This is a genomic window from Centipeda felix, assembly GCF_900186465.1.
GTDB lineage: Bacteria > Bacillota > Negativicutes > Selenomonadales > Selenomonadaceae > Centipeda > Centipeda felix.
Genome location: NZ_LT891959.1, coordinates 254,872 through 277,822, shown reverse-complemented (window position 1 = coordinate 277,822; position 22,951 = coordinate 254,872). Strand labels below are relative to the sequence as shown.

Here is a 22,951-nt window from a genome sequence, read left to right as displayed (position 1 = left end):
TGAGCTCCTTTGTTATAGATTAGAACATCATGCGCATACCGAGGCGGTAGATGCGCCCGCCCATTCCGAGGAACGGGTCATAATGGTTGAACAGATTCGTGATGCCGGCGTAGAACGTGAGGAAGTGGTGGTAGTCCTTCTCGATCATCAGATTCCACAGGCCGTAGTTCTTCTCACGGGTGACTTTCTCGCGGGTGTAGCCGTGCTCAAAGTCACCTCTCATGAGCCTATTCGCCTCCGTCTCGTTCTGAACCAGATGATACACCTCACCTGTGTTCGGATTTGTGAAATCAACATGCTCCAGATTCTGAACACCATTGGCACCGATGATGCGTCCCGTTGCGATGCGGTCACGGATATCGAGGTAGTTGCGCGTGTAGTCACCCCAGAGGGTCGCGCGCCAGCCGTTCTTCGGATCGCTGTAGCTCATCGTGAGGTTGAGCATGTGGCGTCCGCGTCCTTCGAGGCGTTTACCCGTCTGACGGTCATAGGCATCAAGATAAGTATAGCCTGCCTTGACCGTAAAGTCACGCGATACTTTATGCGTCACCTCTGCCTCAATGCCCTGTGTGCGCGCCTTGGAAATATTTTCGTACGAATAGACATCATCTGTTGCGGGAACGCCCTGTGCATAAGTTGATTCACCAAGCACATCGTTTTCGATATCGTTCCAATTTGACGCAGCGTTCAATGCATTCACAAGATCGTTATAGCTGCTGAATCCCCATGGATCCGGATAGCGTATATGCGTATCAAAATATGTGCGCCCGTAGAGATTCTTGCTGTCCTTTTCCCCTTTATACATGATCTGCATATAGTCCTTATAGTCATTGCGGAAGAGGGTGAGCTTTGCACTGGTCTTCTTGTCGAAATCCTTTTCGACAGAGATGTCCATATTGAGGGCTTTTTCTGGCTTCAGCTCGGGATTGCCCTCGAACAGCCAGCCGTTTCGGATGGGCGGTGAGGCGTTCAGTGACGGCTCGTACATCTCCCAGTCGTGGTAGAGCTCGGCAATACCGCCCGTGGCGAAGCTCGTGCCAATGTTCGCCTTAATGCGGACGTTATTGCGTGGCTTGTACGTCGCGCCGATGGACGGGGAGACGTTCACGCCGAAGTGGCTGTGATTCGTATAGCGCAGGGAGGGGATGACAAGCAGTTTCTTGCCGACCTGCCAATCGTCCGAGATATAGGCGCTGTAGTAGTTCAGGGATGTCTCATAGATATTACCGGTATAGGAGCGTTTATTCGGATTGGATGGATCCGAGGGGTTCGGGAATGTGTAGATGCGTGTCTCTTCGTGAGGCGTCTGTCCCGGTACCGTGATGCGTGTTCCCTCGCCGTATTCGTCATGATAGTCTGCACCGACAGTGACATAGTGCTTGTCATGTGCCATCACACCGACCGATGCCTCGATCACATTGTCCTTGCGATTGAAATTATCGAAATAGAAATGACGATAAGGTACCCCTTTGCCAAAAACATGATAGTTCACGTCGGAATCATGCTCCGTCTGATAGAGGCGCACGCGGTAGTCCGCATGACTCGTTTGCTTCTTCCAGTCGATGCTGAAATTATTGCGCCATGCATCCTCCGACGCTACCATGGCGATCCCTTTTCCCGCCGTAAATTTTCCGAGCGTCGTATCCTTTTTCAGATCCTCCGTCTGGCGATCTGCCGAGAGGGTGAGGGTTTCATCTTTGCCGAGTGTAAATTCGGCGCGCAGGCTCATCGGATTGCGCTTGCCGTAGTACTGCATCGATGTGCCGTCATTGTCGTAGAGGAAGGGCGCAGTCTTGCTCCAGCCATAGGAGAAGTCCATGTACGTGCCGCCGCCGAGGTCGCCCGTAGAGTAGCCGATGCTGTGGTTATACTGGCTGCCGCCCGCCTCGATCAGCGAGCCCTCGGTCGTCAGGCGAATGCGCTTCTTATGGGAGATCTTCGTGACGATGTTGATGACGCCGCCGATGGCATCCCCACCGTAGCGTGCCGTACCCGAGCCGCGGATGATCTCGATGTGATCCACATCGTCGAGTCCGAGACGGTTCACCTCGTCCGTTGCACCGTAGAACTTGCTGAGACCTCCCGCCAGTCTGCGCCCGTCGACGAGGATGAGCGCGTGACGCGCATCCGCGCCGCGGATGCTGACGGTCTTTCGTCCCATATTGTCCGTGCCCATCTGGATATCCTGCTCCGCTGCGAGTGCGTCCGAGAGCGTACGTGCACCCTTGCGGTCAAGATCGGCACGGGAGATGATCGTCTTCGTTTCAGGGGCTTCCTTCAGCATCTCCTTATCGAAATCCGCATCCACATGGATATCGTCAGTTGATACGTGGGTTCCCTCATCCTCCGCTGGTGCAGCGTACGTGATACTGCTGCCCATACAGGCGAGTATGGCAGCGGTCACCATCACATACCTTCCGTGTCGTAGTTTAGCATGAAATGACATTGTTCATCTCTTCCTCCTTCTTGCCATTTATGAATGTGATTATCATTATAGACAAAATAATGTAAGTGTCAATAGAAAAATTCATATTTTTAAATTTTATCTTGGGCATCATGAATAAAACTTGTCAGATACGCGCAGATTTTTACAGGAACAAGGCGGCGAGCAGGATGCAGAGCGAGACTCTGCCTAGGACTTTTTGCTGACGTGCGAGAAAAAGATATATTAAGGAATCGCTGATAAAACGGTCTCTCAGATTGGCGTAGATTTTACCCAATTGAGGCAGTAAACCGGACGCATAGCAGGGGCTTGTGGAGGATTTACTAACGATAAGCGGGCGAAAAAGATGGACTAAGACGACGGTGCTAAGTTTATCATTGCTTTCTTAAGACCGAGCGACCGAAAATCTCCGTGCTTCCTTTGTTCACTCTGTTTTGACAATGGGATTTTTTTTTATTATACTGGGCATGTTGGGGAGATTGTGTTTATGGCATTTTCCCAATCTTTCGGATGAGAAGGGAGGTGAATGTTTGTTATTCGAACGAATTTTACGCTTTTTCATCGTACTCATTACGGCAGTTGTCGGTGCGACTGTCTTTGAGCTTGCCGTTCCGACGGCGAACGCCTATTTTTCTGCGCCGCTCTGGCATACGGAGCTGGGGATCTTCGACCTGTCGCTTGCGGGACTGCTCTGCATTCTGTGCGGGACGGTGCTCGGCGGGCTGATCGGCTATCCATTGGCTCCATTTTTTACCGGACGGCTGCGCAGTCTCTCCATCTGGGTGGAGGGGCAGCTCGCGAAGATGCCAACACGCGATGTGATTGCCGGGGCAATTGGGCTTTTTATCGGACTTATCATAGCACGCCTCCTAAGCGATGCGTTTTCTACGATTCCCATTGTCGGTGACTACATCCCCATCGTGTTCAGCATTGTGATCGGGTATCTCGGTGTGCATATCATGGTGCAGAAACAGCAGGAGATCGCCGAGGTCTTTGACTTCGTTCCGCGCTTTTTGCGCGAGGTGATCCGCATGCGCCCCGATGTGCGTACCTCCATGCCGCTGGCGGTGCGAGATGGGCAGGAGGACAGGCAGTACAAGCTGCTCGATACGAGCGTCATCATCGACGGCCGCATTGCGGATATCTGTGAGACGGGCTTTCTTGAGGGGACGCTGCTCATCCCCGTCTTTGTGCTGGAGGAGCTGCAGCATATCGCCGACTCGCCGGATGCCCTGAAACGCGTGCGCGGACGTCGCGGGCTCGATATCCTGCAAAAGATCCGCAAGGAGTCGCGCATGAAGGTGGAGATCACGGAGGTGGACTTTGAGGATATCGCTGAGGTGGATTCCAAACTCCTCCAGCTCGCACAGGAGGTCGGCGGGAAGATCATCACGAACGACTTCAACCTCAACAAGGTGGCGCAGCTGCGCGGTGTCCCCGTGCTCAATATCAATGCGCTCTCGAATGCGGTCAAGCCCGTGGCGATTCCGGGCGACCTGATGTCCGTACAGATTGTCCGACCGGGTAAGGAACATGGACAGGGGCTTGCCTATCTCGATGATGGTACGATGATCGTTGTGGACGGTGGATTCCGCTGCATGAATGAGGTCGTCTCCGTGGAGGTGACTTCGGCACTCCAGACGGCAGCGGGACGGATGATTTTTGCCAAAATGGCACGATGATGGAGTGCATTGGGAGGAATGTATGGTAAGTGTAGTTTTTCCGGCGGCAGGGCAGGCGCATCGGATGCGGGTCGGTCTCAACAAGGTCTTTCTGACCCTCGCGGGAAAGCCAATGCTGTTGCGGACGCTGCTGACCTTTTCAAAGGTTCCAGCGGTCGGCGAGCTGATTATCGCGGTCGGTGCCGATGAGGTGACGGCGGTCAAGGGGCTGCTCAGTCGTGTTAAGGGACTTGCTCCGTGGCGCGTGGTCGAGGGCGGCACGGAGCGGCAGTATTCGATCCGCAACGGGCTTGCCGTCGTATCGGAGGAGGCGGACATCGTCCTCGTCCACGATGCGGCGCGGCCGCTCATCCGCCGCGAGACGATCGAGGAGCTGATCCGCGTCGTGCGCGCAGAGGGCGCGGGCATCGTCGCCGTGCCGGAGAAGAATACGATCAAGATTGCCGCCGCGGACGGTACGGTCGCTGCGACGCCGCCGCGCCAGACGCTCTGGCAGGTGCAGACCCCGCAGGGCTTTCGCAAGGAGATCCTGCTCGAGGCGAACCGCAGGGCGGAGGCGGATGGTTTTCTCGGGACGGATGATGCGAGCCTGGTGGAGCGTATCGGCGTTCCCGTTCGCATTGTGCAGGGGGAGTACAGCAACATCAAGGTGACAACGCCAGAGGATATGGTGGTCGCGGAGGCGATCCTGCGCAATGACATGGGCGCGGGAGAGCTGATGAAGACCGCCGTTCACGAGGCAAAGCGCCTACTTGGCGGTGTCGTCCGTCGGCGTAAGGAGGACAGCGTATGACGAGAGTGGGTATCGGCTACGACGTGCATCGACTGGTGGAGGGACGCAAGCTCATCCTCGGCGGCGTGGATATACCGTATGAAAAGGGGCTGCTGGGGCACTCGGATGCGGATGTGCTGCTGCACGCCATTTCCGACGCACTCCTCGGAGCAGCGGCGCTCGGCGACATCGGGCAGCATTTTCCCGATACCGACCCGCACTATGCGGGCGCAGACAGCGGGAAGCTCCTTGCCGAGACGGCACGGCTCGTCCGCGCGGCAGGGTTTTCCATCGGCAACGTGGACGCTGTCATCGTGGCGCAGGCACCGAAACTGCAGCCGCACATTCCGGCGATGCGTGAGAACATCGCCGATTGGCTCGGCATCGACTTTCGCGATGTCAGCGTCAAGGCAACGACGGAGGAACGACTTGGGTTCACCGGAGCGGGCGACGGGATGTCCGCCCATGCCATAGCAGGCATAGAACGTATATAGGAGGGATTTACATGGCAAATCAGTTGAAGGAACTCTTGGGACTCGATGTACCCATTCTGCAGGGAGGTATGGCGTGGATTTCGGAGGCAAACCTCGCGTCTGCCGTATCCAATGCGGGCGGCGCAGGCATCATCTCAACCGGAGGACGCACGACGAAGTATACGCGTGATGAGATTTGCCGCTGCCGCAGCCTGACGGATCGTCCGTTCGGGGTCAACATCATGCTCATGGCGCCCAACAAGGAAGAGATCGTGGATGTAATCTGCGAGGAAAAACCTGCATTCGTCACGCTCGGGGCAGGCAACCCTGTCCCGTACTTTGAGAAACTCCATGCGGCAGGAGTCAAGGTCATTCCCGTCGTGCCGAGCGTGAAGCTCGCAAAGCGCGTCGAGGAAAAGGGCGCCGATGCCATCGTGGTCGAGGGCATGGAGGCGGGCGGCCACATCGGCGTTCTCTCCACGATGCCGCTGATGGAGCAGGTCATCCCCGAGGTCTCGCTGCCCGTGATCATGGCGGGCGGCTTTGGTGATGGGCGCGGACTCGCCGCTGCACTCCTCATGGGCGCGGCCGGCGTTCAGATGGGCACGCGCTTCCTCGTTGCGCAGGAGTGTGTCGTCCATCCGAATATGAAGGAAAAGCTGATCGCAGCGGTGGACACGGATACCATCGTGACAGGCATCACCATCGGCGGTGCAGTGCGCGGCATCAAAAATAAGTTCGCCGAGGACTTCGTCGCGCTCGAGTACTCGGGCAAGGCGACGAAGCAGGAGCTCCTCGACCGTGCGACAGGTACCAATAAGCTGGCGGCGGTCGAAGGCGATGTCGTCAACGGCATGATGCAGGCGGGTGAGACACTGACGCTGCTGCGCAAGGTCGAGCCGGTCAAGACCATCATCGACGACATTGTACGTGAGGCGCGTGAGACGCTTGCCCACGCACAGTCGATCACAGTCTGAGAGGTAAGATGGGGGAATGGGAACCGACGAACTGACACGGATTCATGAACTCGCGAAACGTGTCACGCTGCTCGAGAAGATGGTGCTGCGTCAGCAAAGCCGTATCGACGAACTGACGCAGGCTCTTGAGGCGCAGCACGTCACAGGGACGTCAACACGCCCTGCACAGGAGAGGGAAGATGCGAAGGAACGCGCCGCACAGGAAGAGGCGGCACGCTCCGTTCCATCGGTAAGCGATCTCCTCGATGAGGAGATGAAGCGCGAGCTGGCGCGTGCCTATACGGGTGCACAGCCCGCAAAGCCACCCGAGAAAAAAATGGAAAAACCGCCGAATGCCATGCAGCGTGCGGCCGGCAGCTATGCGCGCGCCGGCGGCGGCAGGGAGCCGGCGGTCAACGATCAGGCAAAGCAGACGGAAGCCGCACGCAAAAAAACCGCCGAGGCAACGCTGGCGGGGATTCCGCAGCATGAGCTGCGCGAGCGAACTCCTGAGGAGCGGACGGCGGACTTTGTGCGGGACTATAATGCCCTCTATGATGTGCCGGGAACAATGTTCCAGAAGAAGAAGGCACAGGACGATTTCATCCGAGACTATGAGGTGCAGGGGATGCGCTGTACGAATATGCAGCTGCGTCACAGCCGCCCCGAGCTTGAGCCGCGCTTTGTCGCTGTGACGCCGACGCGGGATGCGGACTACTGGGGCATGCCGCTCGGCAATAATCTCTTTGCCGTTGTGCCGAATCCCTTTCTCGTTTACGGAGAGGAGATGCATACGGCGGGCGGGATGCGCGAGGCATTCAACTCGAACTATCGTCTGGGGAATACCTATGGACGGTTCACGATCAAAGAGGCGGCGATCTTCCAGTTCGGTACGATCGGCAAGGTGTTTCGGCGCGGTCAGTTAGAGGCGGAACAATAAAAAACGGCAGATCACTGCCGTTTTTTATTCCCGTACCTGCCGTCCTGCCCCTGCTCCGTCGATGGCGACCGCAACTTTTGCCTCGGTAAAGGTCTTCATATCGTTCATGATATGGAGGGCGGCGTGGACGATCTCAAGACCGAGGATGCCGACGATGCCGGCGGGGGCATCGATCTCCGCTGTGATCATCTCTGGCAGGAGATGGAGCACATAGTGGGTAAGGGCTGGGCTTATCACACAGTACTCCCGCACAATGTGGTCGGTCGCCGCATCCCCCGGGAGAACGAGTGCACCGCCCTCTGCCGCTGCACAAAGTGCCGTACGGACAGCTGGTGCGTCACTCCCCATGCTGCCGATGATGAGGAGCGGATGGTCGGCGGCGACGGCGTGCATGGCGGCATGACACTCCGCGTTTTCCATCGCTGTAGGGAACAGGTATACGTCAATATCACGCGCTGCTGTCATGGCGGAGATGATGGCGTGGCGTTCGGCGGGCAGTTCCTCTCCGCCAGAGAGAAGGCAGAGTGCTGCCCTGCTGTTTGACGGCAGACGAATTTTCCCCGTGATTCCTGCAAGCTGTACCGCGATGTGCTCAAGGAACCCGAGACTGTGAATCGGCTTTGCGAGATTGTCGAGACGGTACTGTGCCGCATCCATCACCGTGCGGTTTGGCGCGGGGATGTCGTATGTATTTTCCCCAGTTGCTGAGGAGGCAGGGAGTGTCCTGTGCGGCGGCAGGAGAAAGGGCTCGCAGCAACGCGGTGAAGCGTCCGTCGCCGCCCATGCCATGAGCATCAGCTCCAGCATCCGCAGGGCAATCGACGATCCCGCCGCCTCGCTCAGGCGGATGTCGAGCCGCAGCATTGGGGTGAGTCCCAGATGGCGCAGTGTGTGGGGCTGAGAGTGCTCCGTCAGTGATGCGTGGGATGCGAGCAGCGCGTGCACGCAGTTCGGTGCAATGGCGTGCGCGATGAGTGCCGCTGATGTCGTATTTGCGCCGTCCAGAACAACCAGAATGTGATGTGCGGCGGCACCGAGGATGATGCCCGCGATACAGCCAAGCTCAAAGCCGCCAACCTTGGCGAGTACGTCGATGCCGTCCTGCGGATCGGGCTGATTGACGGCGAGCGCACGCCGCACAATCTCCACTTTGTGATGCAGACGCTCATCCGAGATATTTGCCCCGCGCCCTGTGACCTCCTCAGGGGTGAGGCGGAGGATGGCGGCGGTGATGGCGGCACTCGATGTTGTGTTCGAGATTCCCATCTCGCCGGGCAGAATGCAGCGGTCGCCGCGTGCAGCACAGTCCGCCGCGAGACCGATCCCTGTCTCGATTGCCTGTATTGCCAGTGCGTGCGTCATGGCGGCACCCTTGGTCATGTTTGCCGTCCCGCGTGCAATGCTGCGGTAAAGCAGGTCGGGGATTCCCGCCGTGTCGGCATTGACGCCGAGATCGGCAACGCAGAGACGGGCGGGGACGTAGTTGGCGACGGCGTTTGCCGCGCCGCCTCGTGCCATCAGATAGTTGCACATCATGTTCAGCGTCGTCTCAGGCGGGTACGCACTGACGCTCTCTGCGGCAACACCGTGATCGGCACAGGAGATGACGACACTCGTCTGCGGTGGGGCAGGATGACGTTCACCTGTCAGTGCAATATAGCGTGCGAGGGCATCGCCCAGCTGCCCGAAATGAATCCCGCTGCGCGTGCAGAGCGCAGCGGTCACGCGGCTGGCGAGCGCAGCATCGGGCACAGTGATAGCGGCGATGGTCTTTTGCAGGAGATTCATGCGTTCTTTTTCTCCTTTTCCATGCGCTTCAGGGAGAGCCCGATGCGGCCGCGCTCTTCATCGAGGCTGATAACCATGACGTCGAGCGTGTCTCCGACGGACAGCACATCGAGCGGATGCTTAACACGGCGGCGGCTCATCTCCGAGATGTGGAGCAGTCCCGCCTGCTTCAGGCCAATGTCGATGAATGCGCCGAAGTCCGTGATGTTGCGCACGGTTCCGCGCATGATCGTGCCGACGGCGAGGTCGGAGAGCTTGACGATATTCTGCCGCATCAGCGGCGCGGGCAGGTCCTCGCGCGGGTCGCGCCCGGGTCGTGCAATCGCTTTCAGAATGTCGGTGACGGTCGGGATGCCCGCGTGTAGTTTTTCCGCCAGTGCCTGTGGGCTGGTGTGGGCGGTCTTTTGGGCGAGTGCAGGCAGCTTTGTGCGGTCGCTGAGATCACTCTCTGATGCGCCGAGTTCGGTGAGGATGCTGCGCGCAAGCGTGTAGGACTCGGGATGGATCGCCGTGCCGTCGAGCGGCGTTTCCCCGTCATGGATGCGCAGGAACCCTGCGCATTGGGTAAACGCAGCATCGCCCAGACGAGCCACATCGTGCAGAGCACTGCGGCTTTTGAAACGGCCATGCTTGTTGCGGTAGGCGACGATGTTCTTGGCAACCGCGGTATTGATGCCCGCAATACGACCGAGGAGTGCCGGGGAGGCGGTGTTGAGATCCACACCGACATGGTTGACGGCGTCCTCGACGGTCGCATCGAGCGTTTCCTTCAGTTCCTTCTGACTCACGTCATGCTGATACTGTCCGACACCGATCGCCTGTGGGTCGATCTTAACGAGCTCTGCCAGCGGATCCTGCACGCGGCGCGCGATGGATACTGCGCCGCGAATCGTCACATCGTAGTCCGGCAGCTCTTCCTTGGCGAGTGCGGAGGCGGAGTAGACCGATGCGCCTGCTTCGTTTGTGATGAGATAATGCACGTTCTTCCACTTATTCGTGCGGATCAGTGCCGCAACGAATTGCTCCGTCTCATAGGATGCCGTGCCGTTGCCGATGGAGATGAGCGTAATGCCGTGTTCTGCCACGAGCTTCTCCACCGACTTTGCGGCTGCCGCGCGCGCGCTGTCGCTCTGTGTCACCTGAATGACGCCGCTCGCGCAGACGTTACCCGTCGCGTCGACGACCGCCATCTTGCATCCCGTGCGGTAGCCGGGATCAAGCCCGAGTACCGTATGCCCTGCAAGTGGAGGCTGCAGGAGCAGCTGGCGCAGATTGTGTCCAAAGATGCGGATTGCCTTTTCCTCCGCCTGTGCCGTCAGGTCGGCACGCAGTTCGCGTTCCAGTGCAGGAACGAGGAGACGCTTGTAGCCGTCCTCCACGGCAGCGCGCAGCTCCTCGGTGAAAATTGACGGACGCCGATGGATACGCCGACTGATCCATGCAATGTTTTCCTCGTGATCTATGCTGATGTGTACGGTGAGACAGCCCTTCTTCTCACCGCGGTTAATGGCGAGGATACGGTGAGAGGGGAGGGTACGGGCGGGCTCACGGTAGCCGTCATACATCGCAAAGGTATCCGCTCCCTCCGCCGTGTGGTCAAGGGATGTCTCGAGGATGGCGGTGCGCCGGTATACGTCGCGCAGGGTGCGGCGCACCTCTGCTTCGTCCATGATCTGCTCGGCAAGAATGTCGCGTGCCCCTGCCAATGCGTCGGCAGGGGAGGGGACGTCTGCTGCCGAATTGACAAAGGCAGCGGCGTATTCCTCGGCATTGCCCTTCGTCTCGCGCTGTAGGAGGATCGCGTCGGCGAGCGGTGCGAGCCCACGCTCGCGTGCCATCGAAGCACGCGTGCGTTTTTTTTGCTTGTAGGGGCGGTAAAGATCCTCTAGGGTCTGCAGCTTTTCGGTCGCCTCGATTGCCGTGCGCAGCTCCTCGTTCAGCTTGCCCTGCTCCTCAATGCGCGTGAGAATCTCCTCCTGCCGCTTGACGAGACTGCGCAGATAGGTCAGTCGCTCCTCCACGCGGCGCAGCACTTCATCCTCGAGTGAGCCCGTCGCCTCCTTGCGATAGCGTGCAATAAACGGGATCGTATTGCCCTCGTCGAGGAGGGAAATGACGGACTCTACTTGTTTCGGCCGAATGGAGAGCTCCTTGGCAATTGACGCAGGAATATCGGAAATACGCATGACATCCAACCTTTCTCTTGTGATTCTTTCATCATTATAACATGAATTTTTTTTGGTGCAAAAGAGACAGCCGATCAATCGGTATTAGGACTATTGACAGAAACCCGTGGATAGAGTATTATAATACATAAATAATAATGATTTTAGATTTATAGGAATTAGGGATTACTATGCGCGAACGTACATTATTAACGCCGAGCGAAGTGACAGACATCCTTCGCCGGAACAAGAAAAAAGTGACACCACAGCGGCTTGCCGTCTATGCGGCTCTCGCCGATACGACAGAGCATCCGACGGCGGAGACGCTCTATAAGGAGCTGCGCGCCGACTATCCGACCATGAGCCTGGCGACGGTCTATAAGTCCCTCGACGCGTTCTGTGAGATCGGCATTGTCCGCGAGCTGAATGTGGGCGAGGAGGCATTTCGTTACGATGCGGATATTTCGCCACATCCTCACATCCGCTGTATGTCCTGTGACAGGGTGGCAGACGTCCCGATTACAGCGCTTCCGGCACTGGACAAGAATGTTGCCTCGGTGACGGGGTACCGCATCGTCTCTCAACAGATGTATTTCTTCGGGTACTGCCCCGAATGCCAAAAAAAGAAAGCAGGAGCATGAGCTTGTAAATAGGGAAATACTGTGCGCCGCGCATGAGCGTTATTGGCAACACTCATACGAACTGAAATACGGTATCGTATGGGTGTTTTTTGTGTGCCGAATTTATCAGTGCTTCCTTAAGTTGCACTTGACTTGATAATTCGACGCGTAAAATAGAGGCGGGATTGCTGATCTTCTGAAATGATCCGTACTAAAGCAAAAGGGACTGTTGTACGAAGCTGTAAACTTCGTGCAGCAGTCCCTTTGAATTATACCGGTCAGCGGCGATTTCTGCGTGCGAGAATGCGAATGACCTTTGCGCCCGTGCTCTTGATCTTGCGGATGGGGGCGACGCGCGTCGTCGTCTTGGGGCGAATCTCCGTCGGTGTACGGAAATCACCGCGCCGCAGATGCGTGCTCTTAATCTTGTCCGGTTGGAAAAATTTGCGCAGGACGTGGGCGATGGGGTCGAGTGGCACGTTTTCCCGACAGAGGTAGACGTCGAGGGAGACGTGGCGCATGGCCGGGTGCACATGGAGGGCAACATGTCCACCCGGCACGAGTGCCAGCAGCGAGAGCACGCCGCTCTCCTGTCCGCTGCTGATGATCTCGATGGGTGACAGCCCTACCGTGCGCAGTGCATCAGAGACTTGATCGCGCAGGGCTTCTTCCGTGCTGCACCGATCGCCTTTACAATCATAAAAATCCACGGTCAGCAGCCTTGATTGAATCTCCATCTGCTTCAGTCTCCTTCTTACATGTATAATCTTACACTCATTATAGAGGAAGAATGGTGCTCCCGTCAAGGCATATCGCAGAAGGCTCGAATATGTATGGATAGCAAGAGAATGGACGCGATGTTGTTTCTATAAAATAAAATCTTGATAAAATCTCGTGTCACATGGAAAAAAATCACTTCTTATGTTATACTGATTCTGCACGTCCATTGACAGATGGCAGGGAGTATATCTTCTTAATTTAGAAATTCTGCCAATGCGCGAATGCATATCATGCTACACATATTGCGGAAGGAGACTCCATTAACAATGTTTGGTCTTTTTGGTGGACACGATATGGGGATTGATCTCGGTACGGCAAACACGCTCGTTCACGTCAAAGGACGTGGAATTGTGCTGCGTGAGCCGTCCGTGGTTGCGATAAAAAGTGATACAGGGGACGTTCTCGCGGTGGGCGAGGAAGCAAAGCAGATGATCGGCCGCACACCGGGCAACATTGTGGCCATTCGCCCGATGAAGGACGGTGTCATTGCGGACTTCGACGTGACGCAGGCGATGCTGAAGTACTTCATCCGCAAGGCGATGCGTTCCAAGTCGTTCGTTCGTCCGCGCGTGGTGGTCGGTGTGCCCTCGGGGGTCACCGAGGTGGAGAAGCGTGCCGTCATTGATGCTGCACAGCAGGCGGGCGCGCGCGAGGCGTATCTCATCGAGGAGCCGATGGCAGCAGCAATCGGTGCGGGACTTCCCGTCGAAGAAGCGACGGGGAGCATGGTCGTCGATATCGGCGGCGGTACGACGGAGATCGCCGTGATCTCGCTCGGCGGCATCGTTACGAGCCGCTCCATCCGCATCGGCGGCGATGAGATGGACTCCTCCATCGTCCAGTATATTAAGCGCATGTATAACCTCATGATCGGCGAGCGTACGGCAGAGGAGATCAAGATCTCTGTCGGTACGGCGATTGTGACGCCCGATACGGATCGTACGATGGACATCCGCGGACGCGACCTCGTGAGCGGTCTGCCGAAGACGCTGACGATCCATGCCAAGGAGATCCGCGAAGCACTCAACGAGCCAATCTACAAGATCATCGATGCAGTGAAGAACACGCTTGAGAAGACACCGCCGGAACTCGCGGCGGACGTCATGGATCACGGCATTATGATGACGGGCGGCGGCGCACTCCTCATGAACCTCGACAAGCTGCTCTCGCATGAGACGGGGATGCCCGTGCTTGTCTCGGAGGATGCGCTCTCCTGTGTTGGTGAGGGGACGGGGCGCACACTTGAGAACATCGGGCTGCTCAAGAATGTCGTCATGTCCTCGAAGAAATTGAAACAATGATTGACCGACTTGAACGGGCACGGCAGTCCGGACGCAAGATCTGGGCGCTGCTCTTTGTTCTGCTTGCCCTCTTCTGCATTATTTTCTTTGCGGCACGCGGTCGATTTCAGGTTACAGCATCGACGGGGACGGTGGGCACGGTGCTCGCGCCCTTTGAGATGGCGGCGTCCTTCATTGGACAGCAGATCCAGACCGTTACGGCGAACGTATGGGAAATTGCGACGGTACATGAGCAGAACAAGATGCTCAAAAACGAAGTCGAGCAGCTGCGGCAGGAGAATACGACAGCGGCGGAGTACGCCGCTGAGAATGAACGCCTGCGCGAGCTCTTGGCCTACAAGCAGGGAGCGCATCAGTTCGATCTCCTCGCTGCACGCGTGATCGGCAGAGATGCGGAGCTGTGGACGAGTACGATTGTCGTCGACCGTGGCTCGAAGGACGGTGTGCGGGAGAATATGCCTGTGGTCACGGGCAAGGGGCTCGTCGGTCACGTGACCGAGGTCGGCCCGGTCTCCTCCAAGGTGCAGCTCATCCTCGATGCGCGCTCCTCGGTCGGTACGATCATTCAGCGGCCTGAGTCGCGTGTGACGGGCATCCTCACGGGAACGATGGATAATCCCTATATGCCGCAGATGGTCGATATCCCGCGAAATGCAGACGTAGAGGATGGCGATGCAGTCGTCACATCGGGGTTCGGCGGCATCTATCCCAAGGGGATTGCCGTTGGGCATGTCGCTGCACAGCACAGCGACGACAGCGGCCTTTTGAAGGTCGCTGTCATTGAAACGGCGGTGGACTTCCAGCGGCTTGAGGACGTCGCGATCATTACAGCGTCGCGCGAAGCGCCTCCGACGCCAATCCAGCCGACGCCCCTCAGCCCGGGGGCTGAGGCAGCGGCACAGATCTCAGCAGCACAGACAAAGGCGGCAGCACAGTGAAGAAATATCGGCTTTTTGTCCTGTTTTTCCTCGTCCTCTTTGTCCTGCAGTTTTCCTTTCTCCCGCTGATTTCCATCTACGGTGTGGTTCCTGATCTCCTCGTTTTGGCAACCGTCTCCTTCTCCTTTTTGCGCGGCAGCGCATGGGGGGCTCTGATCGGCTTTTCGCTCGGTCTCATGCAGGATCTCAGTGCGGGCGCATTCTTTGGACTGAACGCATTTTTGCTGACACTGATCGGACTCTTCTTTGGTCGCTTTTCGGATCGCGTACTGCAGGAACAGTTCTTCTTGCCGCTCGCGGCGTCGGTTGCAGCAACACTGGCAAAGTATCTGTGCTCGGCACTGATTGTCTATTTGCTCGGCTATCGCTTCAATCTCTTCCTGCACATGGAGCGCGTGCTCTTTGTCCTACTCGTATTCCAGGTGGTCTTTGCCTATCCGATTCACTGGGCAACCTTTTACATCAGCCGGCGCATACATGAACCACAATAAGGGAGTGTATCATTGATCCCTCAGACAGTTTTCTCGGAGTGTAATTTTGAACGAACATGAAGATTTCAGCGGACGTCTGCAAGTCCTCGGCGGTGTGATCGTTCTCATCATCGCCGTTCTCATCGGGCGTGCGGCGTATCTCCAGATTTACGATGGGGAACTCTATGCACGGCTGGCGGAGGGCAACCGCATCCGCATCATTCCGGCGGAGGCGGCGCGCGGAACATTCTTCGACCGAAACGGAGAGCTGCTGGTCACGAACCGCCCCGGCTTTACGGTATCACTCCTGCCGCTGACCGAGCCGATTTCCCCCGAGGTGATCGCGCGCGTCTCAAAGCTCATCAATGTTCCCGTTGCCGAGATTCAAAAAAAGATCGATGCTCACGTCGGCTTTGACCCCATTCGCATCAAGAATGATGTTCTGCCCGATATCGTTACCATTATCGAGGAGCAGAAGGACGCCTATCCCGGTGTCGTCATCGAGGTTCTCCCCGTGCGTGACTACATATACGGCGAGTATGCGGCACACGTCTTTGGCTATGTGAGCGAGATCAATGAGATGGAGCTTGAAAAGCGAAAGGATGAGGGGTATAAATCCGGTGACATCATCGGAAAGTTCGGGCTGGAGCGTGTCTACGACAAGGAGATCCGCGGCGTCAAGGGCGGAGATCAGGTGGAGGTCGATGTATCGGGACGCCCCGTGCAGATCCTCGGACGTCAGTCCCCTGTGCCGGGCAATGACCTTGTTCTCACCATCGACAAGCACATCCAGGAGGCAGCGGAGCGCGCCGTCGATGAGCAGCTAGCCATCGTCCATGCGAATGCGGCAGCCGCCGTCGTCATGAACCCGCAGACGGGCGAGGTGCTCGCCATGGTCAGCCGCCCCGCGTTCAACCCAAATCTCTTTGCGGGCGGCATCTCCACGCAGAACTGGAATGTCCTGAACAACAACCCGTTTCACCCTATGGACAACAAGGCGATTACGGGAGAGTACCCGCCGGGCTCGACCTTTAAGATTGTCACGGGCACGGCGGCGCTCGCAGAGCACAAGGTGACGCCGCAGGAAAAGATCTTCGACTCCGGCCGCCACTGGATTATCCCCAAGACGAACGCGGGCGGCGAGGCACTTGGCTGGATCAACTTCCAGCAGGCGATGGCGCACTCGGACAACGTCTACTTCTATGAGATGGGCAACCGTCTCGGTGTCGATACACTCGAACGCTATGCGCGGATGTTCGGTCTCGGACAGCGCACGGGCATTGATCTCCCCTTTGAGGCGGAGGGACTAGTGCCGAACCGTCAGTATAAAAAGGACAACTACGAGGACGGTGACTGGTATCTCTCTGAGACCTTCGATGCGGCGATCGGACAGGGGTTTAACCTTGTAACCCCGCTTCAAGCAGCGATGGTCATGGGGGAGATTGCGGCGAACGGCAGACGCTATCAGCCGCATCTCGTTCAGCGTATTGTCGATGTCAACGGCAATACGGTGCGTGACTTTCAGCCCGTCCTGCTCTCCGAATTGGATGTCAATCCAGGGGTTATTCGTCAGGTGCAGGAGGGACTGCACGAGGTGACGAAGTTCGGTACGGCAGCCGGCGTGTTCGCCGGATTTTCGATTGATATTGCCGGTAAAACAGGGACAGCGGAGAACTCGCAGGGGCGCGACCACGGCTGGTTCGTGGCGTACGGGCCGTTTGCGAATCCGAATATTGTGGTTGCCGTGATTGTGGAGCAGGGTGGTTTTGGCTCTATGTCAGCTGTGCCGATCGGGCGCAGGATTATGGAAGCCGCCTTTGGTCTGGATCGTGAGCAGCCCGCAGGGAGCAAGTGAGGGATGGAAATGAGTGAGGAAAAGATCAAGATCAAAGGGGAGAACGGCGGCCTGTCGCTTGCCTTTCCCGCCGCCATGCCCTTTTCGGAGATCATGGAGGAACTGGGGAAGAAACTGGACTCGGGGGCTGGGTTCTTTCTGCGCGGCACGCTCGTTCGTGTTCCGCGTGATCGCTTCTCGCAGGGAGAACTCGCCAATGTGCAGGAGCTCTTTCGGACGCACGGGCTGATCTGCCGGCTGGCAAAGCCTGCGGCAGAGTCCGCGCCTGTCGCATCACCGCAGACATCTGCCCCGCAGCCGTCCGCCAAAGGGAAGGGCGAGCCAGAGCTGCAGCAGATGGTCGTTGTCGATAAGACGCTGCGCGGCGGTCAGGCGATTGAGACCGAGGGCTCAGTCATCGTTTTTGGCAACGTCAACCCCGGGGCGCAGATCACGGCGGGGGGGAGCATTGATGTGCGCGGCACATGCCGCGGCGTGATCCATGCCGGAGCAGCAGGGGACTCGACGGCATTCATCATCGCGGATCGGCTGATGCCGACCCAGATTCGCATCGCAAACTATGTGGCGCGCTCCCCGGATGAGCCCGAAGACAGCGGCAAGGCAGAGCGCGCCTATGTAAAAGACGGTCAAATCGTCATTGAACCAATAGAGAGGTAGGTTCTAAGGTATGAGTGAAATCTATGTGGTGACGTCGGGTAAGGGAGGCGTCGGAAAAACGACGACGACAGCGAACATCGGCGTCGGATTTGCCATGCGCGGCAAGAGTGTCGTGCTCATTGATACCGACACGGGGCTGCGCAATCTGGATCTCCTGCTCGGACTCGAGAATCGTATCATGTACGATCTCGTCGATGTGACATCGGGGCATGTGCCGTACAAAAAGGCACTTGTCCGCCACAAAAAATACGATTCACTCTACCTGCTGCCGACCTCGCAGGTCAAGGACAAGAGTGCCGTGAATCCCGAGGAGCTCGCGGCGCTCTGTGAGGATTTGCGTCGTTCCTACGATGTCATCATCATCGACTGCCCCGCAGGGATCGAGCAGGGATTCAAGACGGCGATTGCCGCCGCCGATACGGCGATCGTCGTTACCATGCCGGAGATCTCGGCGGTGCGTGATGCGGACAAGATCATCGGCGAGCTCGGACGCGCGGACAAGGAGGATATCCGCCTCGTCGTCAATCGCATCCGTCCGAAGATGATCGAAAAGGGCGATATGCTCGATATGGACGACATCGACGAGATCCTCTCGGTCACGTGCATCGGGCAGATTCCCGATGATGAGATGGTCGTGACGAGCACGAACCGTGGCGAGCCATGTGTTACGATGAAGGACTCTCCGGCGGGGCAGGCGTACCTCGATGTCGTTGCACGGCTCTGCGGCGAGGATGTTCCCTTCCGTGAGTTGGCGAAAGAGAGTCTTTGGGAAACAATCAAGGGAAAACTCTTTGGGAAGAAGTAAGGAGGCGTTGGCGTGATTGAAGCACTGAGAAAACTTCTTGGAAAGAAAGAGAGCTCAGGCGATGTGGCACGCCGTCGTCTGCAGCTGGTGATCATCAATGACCGCGCAAATGTCTCGCCTGAGATCATGGACAGCATGAGGGCAGAGATCGTGCAGGTCATTTCAAAGTATATGTATATCGACACGCGCGAGATGGAGTTCGCGCTTGAGAACGAGAATGATGCCATGGCACTCGTTGTCAACATCCCCGTTGTCAGCGTACAGCATGGCGGCGCGCATAGGCATCGGAGATGATCCTCTCAAAACGGCTTCTGCGCCGTACGGATGTCACGCTGATTCTCGCGGCTGCGGCGATTGTCGTCATGAGTCTCGTCATCATCGGCAGTGCGACCCATGTCAATACGCTGAGTGAGGAACGCTACTGGTTCGTTCAGCGGCAGGGTATCTCGATCATCGTCGATATTGCCCTCGCAGCGTTCTTGATGAACTTTGACTATAAGATCTTGCAGCGCTATGGGAATCACTTCTACGTGTTCAATCTCGTGCTGCTCATCCTCGTCATGCTCGTCGGACAGACGGCACTCGGTGCGCAGCGATGGATTGCGCTCGGTCCGATCAGCATACAGCCGTCGGAGTTCTCCAAACTCATCATGATCATCGCGCTTGCCGCCATGATCGAAAAACGCGATAAGATTGACTCCATCGTGGACCTCGTCCCCGTGGCAGCGTATGTCGGCGTTCCGTTCCTTCTCGTTCTGAAGCAGCCGGATCTCGGTACGTCGCTCGTCTTTCTGGCGATCTTTTTCGGCATGGTCTTTGCGGCGGGGATACGACTGCGCCTTTTCTTTGGCATCTTTGCCGCGGGACTTGCGGCGATGCCCGTGCTCTGGCATTTTCTCAAGGACTACCAGAAAATGCGCATCATGGTGTTCATGGATCCGAACGTCGATCCGCTCGGCGCGGGCTATCACATCATCCAATCGAAGATTGCGATTGGCTCGGGCATGCTCTTTGGAAAGGGGCTTTTCGGCGGCACACAGAGTCAGCTGAACTTCCTGCCCGAGAACCATACGGACTTTATCTTCTCCGTTGTGGGCGAGGAACTCGGCTTCGTTGGCTGCACGGTTCTGCTCCTCCTCTATCTCATCGTCCTCTGGCGCGGGATACGGATCGCGCAGAATGCGAGCGATACCTTCGGACGGCTGCTCGCGGTCGGCATCACATCGATGATCGCCTTCCATGTCCTCGTCAACGTGGGCATGACGATGGGCATTATGCCCGTCACGGGCATACCGCTGCCGCTCATGAGCTACGGTGTCAGCTCATTGACGACCAACATCATGGCGATTGCCATCCTGCTGAACATCCAGCTGCGGCGACAAAAGCTACTCTTTTAAGGAATCGCTGATAAAATGAGGTCTGCCAGATTGACGTAGATTTTTTGTCTGATTGAGGCAGCAAACCGGACGCATAGCAAAGGCTATGTGGAGGATTTGCTAACGAAAAGCGGGCGAAAAAGATGCGTTAAGATGGTAGTGCCGAATTTATCAGTGCTTCCTTAAGGAGTTATTGACTCTGTAGACACTTCGGGGCTGTCTGCCTTCGTGCAGCGCAGCCCCCTTTTCTTGTGAACGACACAATGTGGGGGATAGGAAATGGTACATCTCGATCACAGCATGCTCCAGTCGGTGCTGAAGCCTGCGCGCTATACGGGGGGCGAATGGAACGCCGTCCACAAGGACTGGGACAGCGTTCGCTGCAAATTTGCCTTGGCTCTGCCCGACGTCTACGAGGTCGGCATGAGCAATCTCGGACTCGCCATTCTCTACGAGATTCTAAATCGCCGTGCGGATCTTGCGGCAGAACGTGTCTACGCTCCGTGGATCGATATGGAGGAGGAGATGCGTGCACGCGGGATACCTCTCTTTTCACTGGAATCTCGCCATGCGGTTCGTGCCTTTGACTTCATCGGCTTCTCTCTCCAATACGAGATGATCTACTCGAATGTGCTGAATATGCTCGATCTGGCGGGTATTCCACTGTATGCAGAGGAGCGCGGTGAGGACATGCCGTTCATCGTCGGCGGCGGTCCATGCGTTTACAACGTCGAGCCGATTGCCGACTTCTTCGACTTCTTCGTCATTGGCGAGGGGGAAGAGGTACTGCCCGAGATCTGCGAAACCTTTATCCGGTGGAATGCAGCGGGCAGACCGAGCGGACGGCGTGGGTTCTTGACCCAGCTGCTTCGTGTGGACGGCATCTATGTGCCGTCGTTCTATGCACCCGTCTACGATGCACGAGGGGATTTCGTGCGCATGGATGCGCTTCACCCCGATGCGCGCCCCGTAATCTACAAGCGCGTCGTGAAGGATATGAACGATGCGGTCTCGGCAGAACATCCCATCGTCCCCTACATGGACATCGTGCACAACCGTGCCATGCTTGAGCTCTTTCGTGGGTGTTCACGCGGCTGTCGCTTTTGTCAGGCAGGCATCGCCTATCGCCCCGCGCGTGAGCGCACGGAGAAACGACTGCGGAATATGGCGCATGGGATGATTTCCTCCAGTGGCTACGATGAGATGAGCCTAACCTCGCTCTCTTCGGCGGACTACTCGGGGCTTGGATGTCTGGTGGATGATCTCATCGGTGACTATCGGGACGAGAAGGTCAGCGTCTCCCTTCCGTCCCTGCGCATTGACAGCTTTTCCGTGGAGCTTGCCCAGAAAGTACAGCGCGTGCGCAAGTCCGGACTGACCTTCGCGCCTGAGGCGGGGACGCAGCGTCTGCGCGATGTCATCAATAAAGGGGTGACGGAGGAGGATCTGCTCACGGCGTGTGGGGCGGCATTCCGCCACGGGTGGAAGCAGGTGAAGCTCTACTTTATGATGGGACTGCCGACGGAGACGGATGAGGACATCATCGGAATCGCCCGCCTCGCGAAGAAGGTCGTCGATCTCTATACGGAGATTCGCGGACGGCGTGGGTGCAAGGTCACCGTCTCCGTCTCCTGTTTCGTGCCGAAACCGTACACACCATTTCAGTGGTTCGGGCAGCTCTCGATGGAGGAGTTTCAGCGCCGTCAGCAGCTTCTGAAGGAGAATATCGCGGATCGAGCGATCACATTTCACTATCATGATGCGCGCCTTTCCGTGATCGAGGGAGTCTTTGCACGCGGTGACCGCCGCCTTGCGCCGGCACTTCTTACCGCGTGGAAAAATGGGGCGAAGTTTGACGGCTGGTCGGATCTCTTCGACGATGCACGTTATTTCGCTGCCTTTGCGGACTGCGGCGTCGACTGGACGTATTACAGCCGCCGCACACGCACGATCGGAGAACCACTGCCGTGGACACACACCTCACCCGGCGTGCTCGAACGCTATCTGAAAACGGAGTGGCAGAAGGCACTTACGGCATCTCTTACGGAGGACTGCCGACGCACGCACTGTACGGGCTGCGGGATTTGTCCGACGCTCGGCGTCGATGTGATCGACTATGCCGGCGAGGAAGAACGGCGGGAAAAGCATGGGGAAACGGGTGTGACTGCCGATCCTGCACTGCAGGAGAGTACGTCGCAGGAACGCACGACCGTACGCTATCGCGGACTCATCACGAAGGGGGAGGAGCTGCGCTACGTCTCCCATCTCGACTATGCAAACCTCTTTGTCCGCGCGTGCAAGCGCGCAGGGCTTCCCATGGCATACTCAGAGGGCTTTAACCCACACATGAAGGTCGCCTTTGCCTCGGCGCTCTCGTTGGGCGCAGCGAGCGATGCGGAGTATGTGGACTTTGAGATGACCGAGGAACTGCCGCCCCATGAGGTCATGCAGCGGCTGCGTGCTCAGCTCCCGCGCGGGGCGGAGATCATCCGCCTGCGCCTTCAGGAGGGGAAACACCGCGCCCTGATGGCGGACGTGGATGAGGCCCGCTATCGGCTCAAGATCCCCTACGAAGGAGAGCTCGCACCCGTACGTGAGAGCGTACGCCGCTACAACAGTGCCGCGCACGCCGTATGGGAGCGTGTGACCCCGAAGAAGCGCCGCAGCATTGAGACGAAGGAATACATAAAGGCACCCATTTCGTTTCAGTACGAAAATGGATGCCTCATTCTCTGGATGAATCTTCTTGTCACTCCTGCGGGCAGTGTAAAGCCCATCGAGGTGCTCAGCGTGATGGCGCGGGACTTTGCTCTGCCCATCGATCCTGCCAAGGCATACGTGACGCGCACGGGACTCTTTGCGGAGGGAGCAGCGCTCATCGACCGCTAAGACGGCAGTGCTGAGTTTATCCGTACTTCCACTTCCCTATA

The 22,951-nt window shown here is 57.4% G+C and carries 20 protein-coding genes; 16 read left to right on the top strand and 4 right to left on the bottom strand.

The genetic code is table 11. The annotated features are described in order from the left end of the window. Window positions 1-19 precede the first annotated feature (19 nt). A complete protein-coding gene (locus tag C1713_RS08725) occupies window positions 20-2,446 on the bottom strand; it encodes a TonB-dependent receptor plug domain-containing protein (protein WP_102493663.1) in 2,427 nt (808 codons plus the stop codon). A gap of 527 nt (window positions 2,447-2,973) precedes the next feature. Between C1713_RS08725 and C1713_RS08720 the strand changes: the two genes are divergently transcribed. From C1713_RS08720 to C1713_RS08700, 5 genes are read left to right on the top strand one after another with little or no spacing between them, the layout of a single operon-like run. Further along, window positions 2,974-4,125: a PIN/TRAM domain-containing protein gene (locus C1713_RS08720; RefSeq protein ID WP_039980903.1), complete on the top strand. Its 1,152-nt coding sequence runs from the start codon at window positions 2,974-2,976 to the stop codon at window positions 4,123-4,125. A 22-nt stretch (window positions 4,126-4,147) separates the two neighbouring features. Continuing rightward, window positions 4,148-4,918, top strand: coding sequence for a 2-C-methyl-D-erythritol 4-phosphate cytidylyltransferase (gene ispD / locus C1713_RS08715; protein ID WP_061943650.1), 771 nt, complete (start codon window positions 4,148-4,150; stop codon window positions 4,916-4,918). Continuing rightward, window positions 4,915-5,391 carry a 2-C-methyl-D-erythritol 2,4-cyclodiphosphate synthase gene (gene ispF / locus C1713_RS08710; protein ID WP_102493662.1) on the top strand — a complete coding sequence of 159 codons (477 nt, stop codon included), beginning with the start codon at window positions 4,915-4,917 and terminating at the stop codon, window positions 5,389-5,391. Before ispD ends, ispF begins: the two co-directional genes overlap by 4 nt. Window positions 5,392-5,402: 11 nt before the next feature. Continuing rightward, on the top strand, window positions 5,403-6,347 hold the full coding sequence (locus tag C1713_RS08705; RefSeq protein ID WP_102493661.1) for a nitronate monooxygenase: 945 nt from the start codon (window positions 5,403-5,405) through the stop codon (window positions 6,345-6,347). Between the two features lie 16 nt (window positions 6,348-6,363). After that, entirely contained in the window at window positions 6,364-7,266 is a 903-nt protein-coding gene (locus tag C1713_RS08700; protein ID WP_050343560.1) for a hypothetical protein, read from the top strand. Between the two features lie 24 nt (window positions 7,267-7,290). Here C1713_RS08700 and C1713_RS08695 read toward each other — a convergent pair whose 3' ends face one another. Together C1713_RS08695 and C1713_RS08690 are read right to left on the bottom strand one after the other, a co-directional pair. Beyond that, complete coding sequence (locus C1713_RS08695) at window positions 7,291-9,054, bottom strand: nicotinate-nucleotide--dimethylbenzimidazole phosphoribosyltransferase (RefSeq protein WP_102493660.1); 1,764 nt, start codon at window positions 9,052-9,054, stop codon at window positions 7,291-7,293. Then, on the bottom strand, window positions 9,051-11,240 hold the full coding sequence (locus C1713_RS08690; protein WP_102494063.1) for a Tex family protein: 2,190 nt from the start codon (window positions 11,238-11,240) through the stop codon (window positions 9,051-9,053). The genes C1713_RS08695 and C1713_RS08690 overlap by 4 nt, the downstream gene beginning before the upstream one ends. 170 nt (window positions 11,241-11,410) lie before the next feature. On the opposite strand from C1713_RS08690, the gene perR reads away from it, so the two are divergent. After that, window positions 11,411-11,860 carry a transcriptional regulator PerR gene (gene perR / locus C1713_RS08685; protein ID WP_009442592.1) on the top strand — a complete coding sequence of 150 codons (450 nt, stop codon included), beginning with the start codon at window positions 11,411-11,413 and terminating at the stop codon, window positions 11,858-11,860. Between the two features lie 257 nt (window positions 11,861-12,117). On the opposite strand, the gene C1713_RS08680 is transcribed toward perR, so the two are convergent. Then, a complete protein-coding gene (locus tag C1713_RS08680) occupies window positions 12,118-12,576 on the bottom strand; it encodes an S-adenosylmethionine decarboxylase family protein (protein WP_009442591.1) in 459 nt (152 codons plus the stop codon). A 309-nt stretch (window positions 12,577-12,885) separates the two neighbouring features. On the opposite strand from C1713_RS08680, the gene C1713_RS08675 reads away from it, so the two are divergent. From C1713_RS08675 to C1713_RS08630, 10 genes are all read left to right on the top strand, one after another. Next, window positions 12,886-13,920, top strand: coding sequence for a rod shape-determining protein (locus tag C1713_RS08675; protein WP_039980900.1), 1,035 nt, complete (start codon window positions 12,886-12,888; stop codon window positions 13,918-13,920). Then, the gene (gene mreC / locus C1713_RS08670) at window positions 13,917-14,858 is read left to right on the top strand and encodes a rod shape-determining protein MreC (RefSeq protein WP_061943629.1); all 942 of its coding nucleotides are present in this window, start codon (window positions 13,917-13,919) and stop codon (window positions 14,856-14,858) included. The genes C1713_RS08675 and mreC overlap by 4 nt, the downstream gene beginning before the upstream one ends. Further along, window positions 14,855-15,349 (top strand): rod shape-determining protein MreD, encoded by a 495-nt coding sequence (mreD, locus tag C1713_RS08665; RefSeq protein ID WP_009442588.1) that lies wholly within the window; start codon window positions 14,855-14,857, stop codon window positions 15,347-15,349. Before mreC ends, mreD begins: the two co-directional genes overlap by 4 nt. A 46-nt stretch (window positions 15,350-15,395) precedes the next feature. After that, entirely contained in the window at window positions 15,396-17,183 is a 1,788-nt protein-coding gene (gene mrdA, locus C1713_RS08660) for a penicillin-binding protein 2 (RefSeq protein ID WP_009442587.1), read from the top strand. Between the two features lie 9 nt (window positions 17,184-17,192). Next, entirely contained in the window at window positions 17,193-17,840 is a 648-nt protein-coding gene (gene minC / locus C1713_RS08655; RefSeq protein ID WP_039981575.1) for a septum site-determining protein MinC, read from the top strand. 10 nt (window positions 17,841-17,850) lie between these two features. After that, a complete protein-coding gene (gene minD / locus C1713_RS08650) occupies window positions 17,851-18,645 on the top strand; it encodes a septum site-determining protein MinD (RefSeq protein ID WP_009442585.1) in 795 nt (264 codons plus the stop codon). Between the two features lie 12 nt (window positions 18,646-18,657). Continuing rightward, the gene (gene minE, locus C1713_RS08645) at window positions 18,658-18,939 is read left to right on the top strand and encodes a cell division topological specificity factor MinE (RefSeq protein WP_050343571.1); all 282 of its coding nucleotides are present in this window, start codon (window positions 18,658-18,660) and stop codon (window positions 18,937-18,939) included. Next, on the top strand, window positions 18,936-20,042 hold the full coding sequence (gene rodA / locus C1713_RS08640; protein ID WP_009442583.1) for a rod shape-determining protein RodA: 1,107 nt from the start codon (window positions 18,936-18,938) through the stop codon (window positions 20,040-20,042). The genes minE and rodA overlap by 4 nt, the downstream gene beginning before the upstream one ends. A 39-nt stretch (window positions 20,043-20,081) precedes the next feature. Then, window positions 20,082-20,207, top strand: coding sequence for a secretion protein HlyD (locus C1713_RS12460; protein WP_245871120.1), 126 nt, complete (start codon window positions 20,082-20,084; stop codon window positions 20,205-20,207). Window positions 20,208-20,300: 93 nt separating this feature from the next. Next, the gene (locus C1713_RS08630) at window positions 20,301-22,910 is read left to right on the top strand and encodes a TIGR03960 family B12-binding radical SAM protein (protein WP_102493659.1); all 2,610 of its coding nucleotides are present in this window, start codon (window positions 20,301-20,303) and stop codon (window positions 22,908-22,910) included. Window positions 22,911-22,951 lie beyond the last annotated feature (41 nt).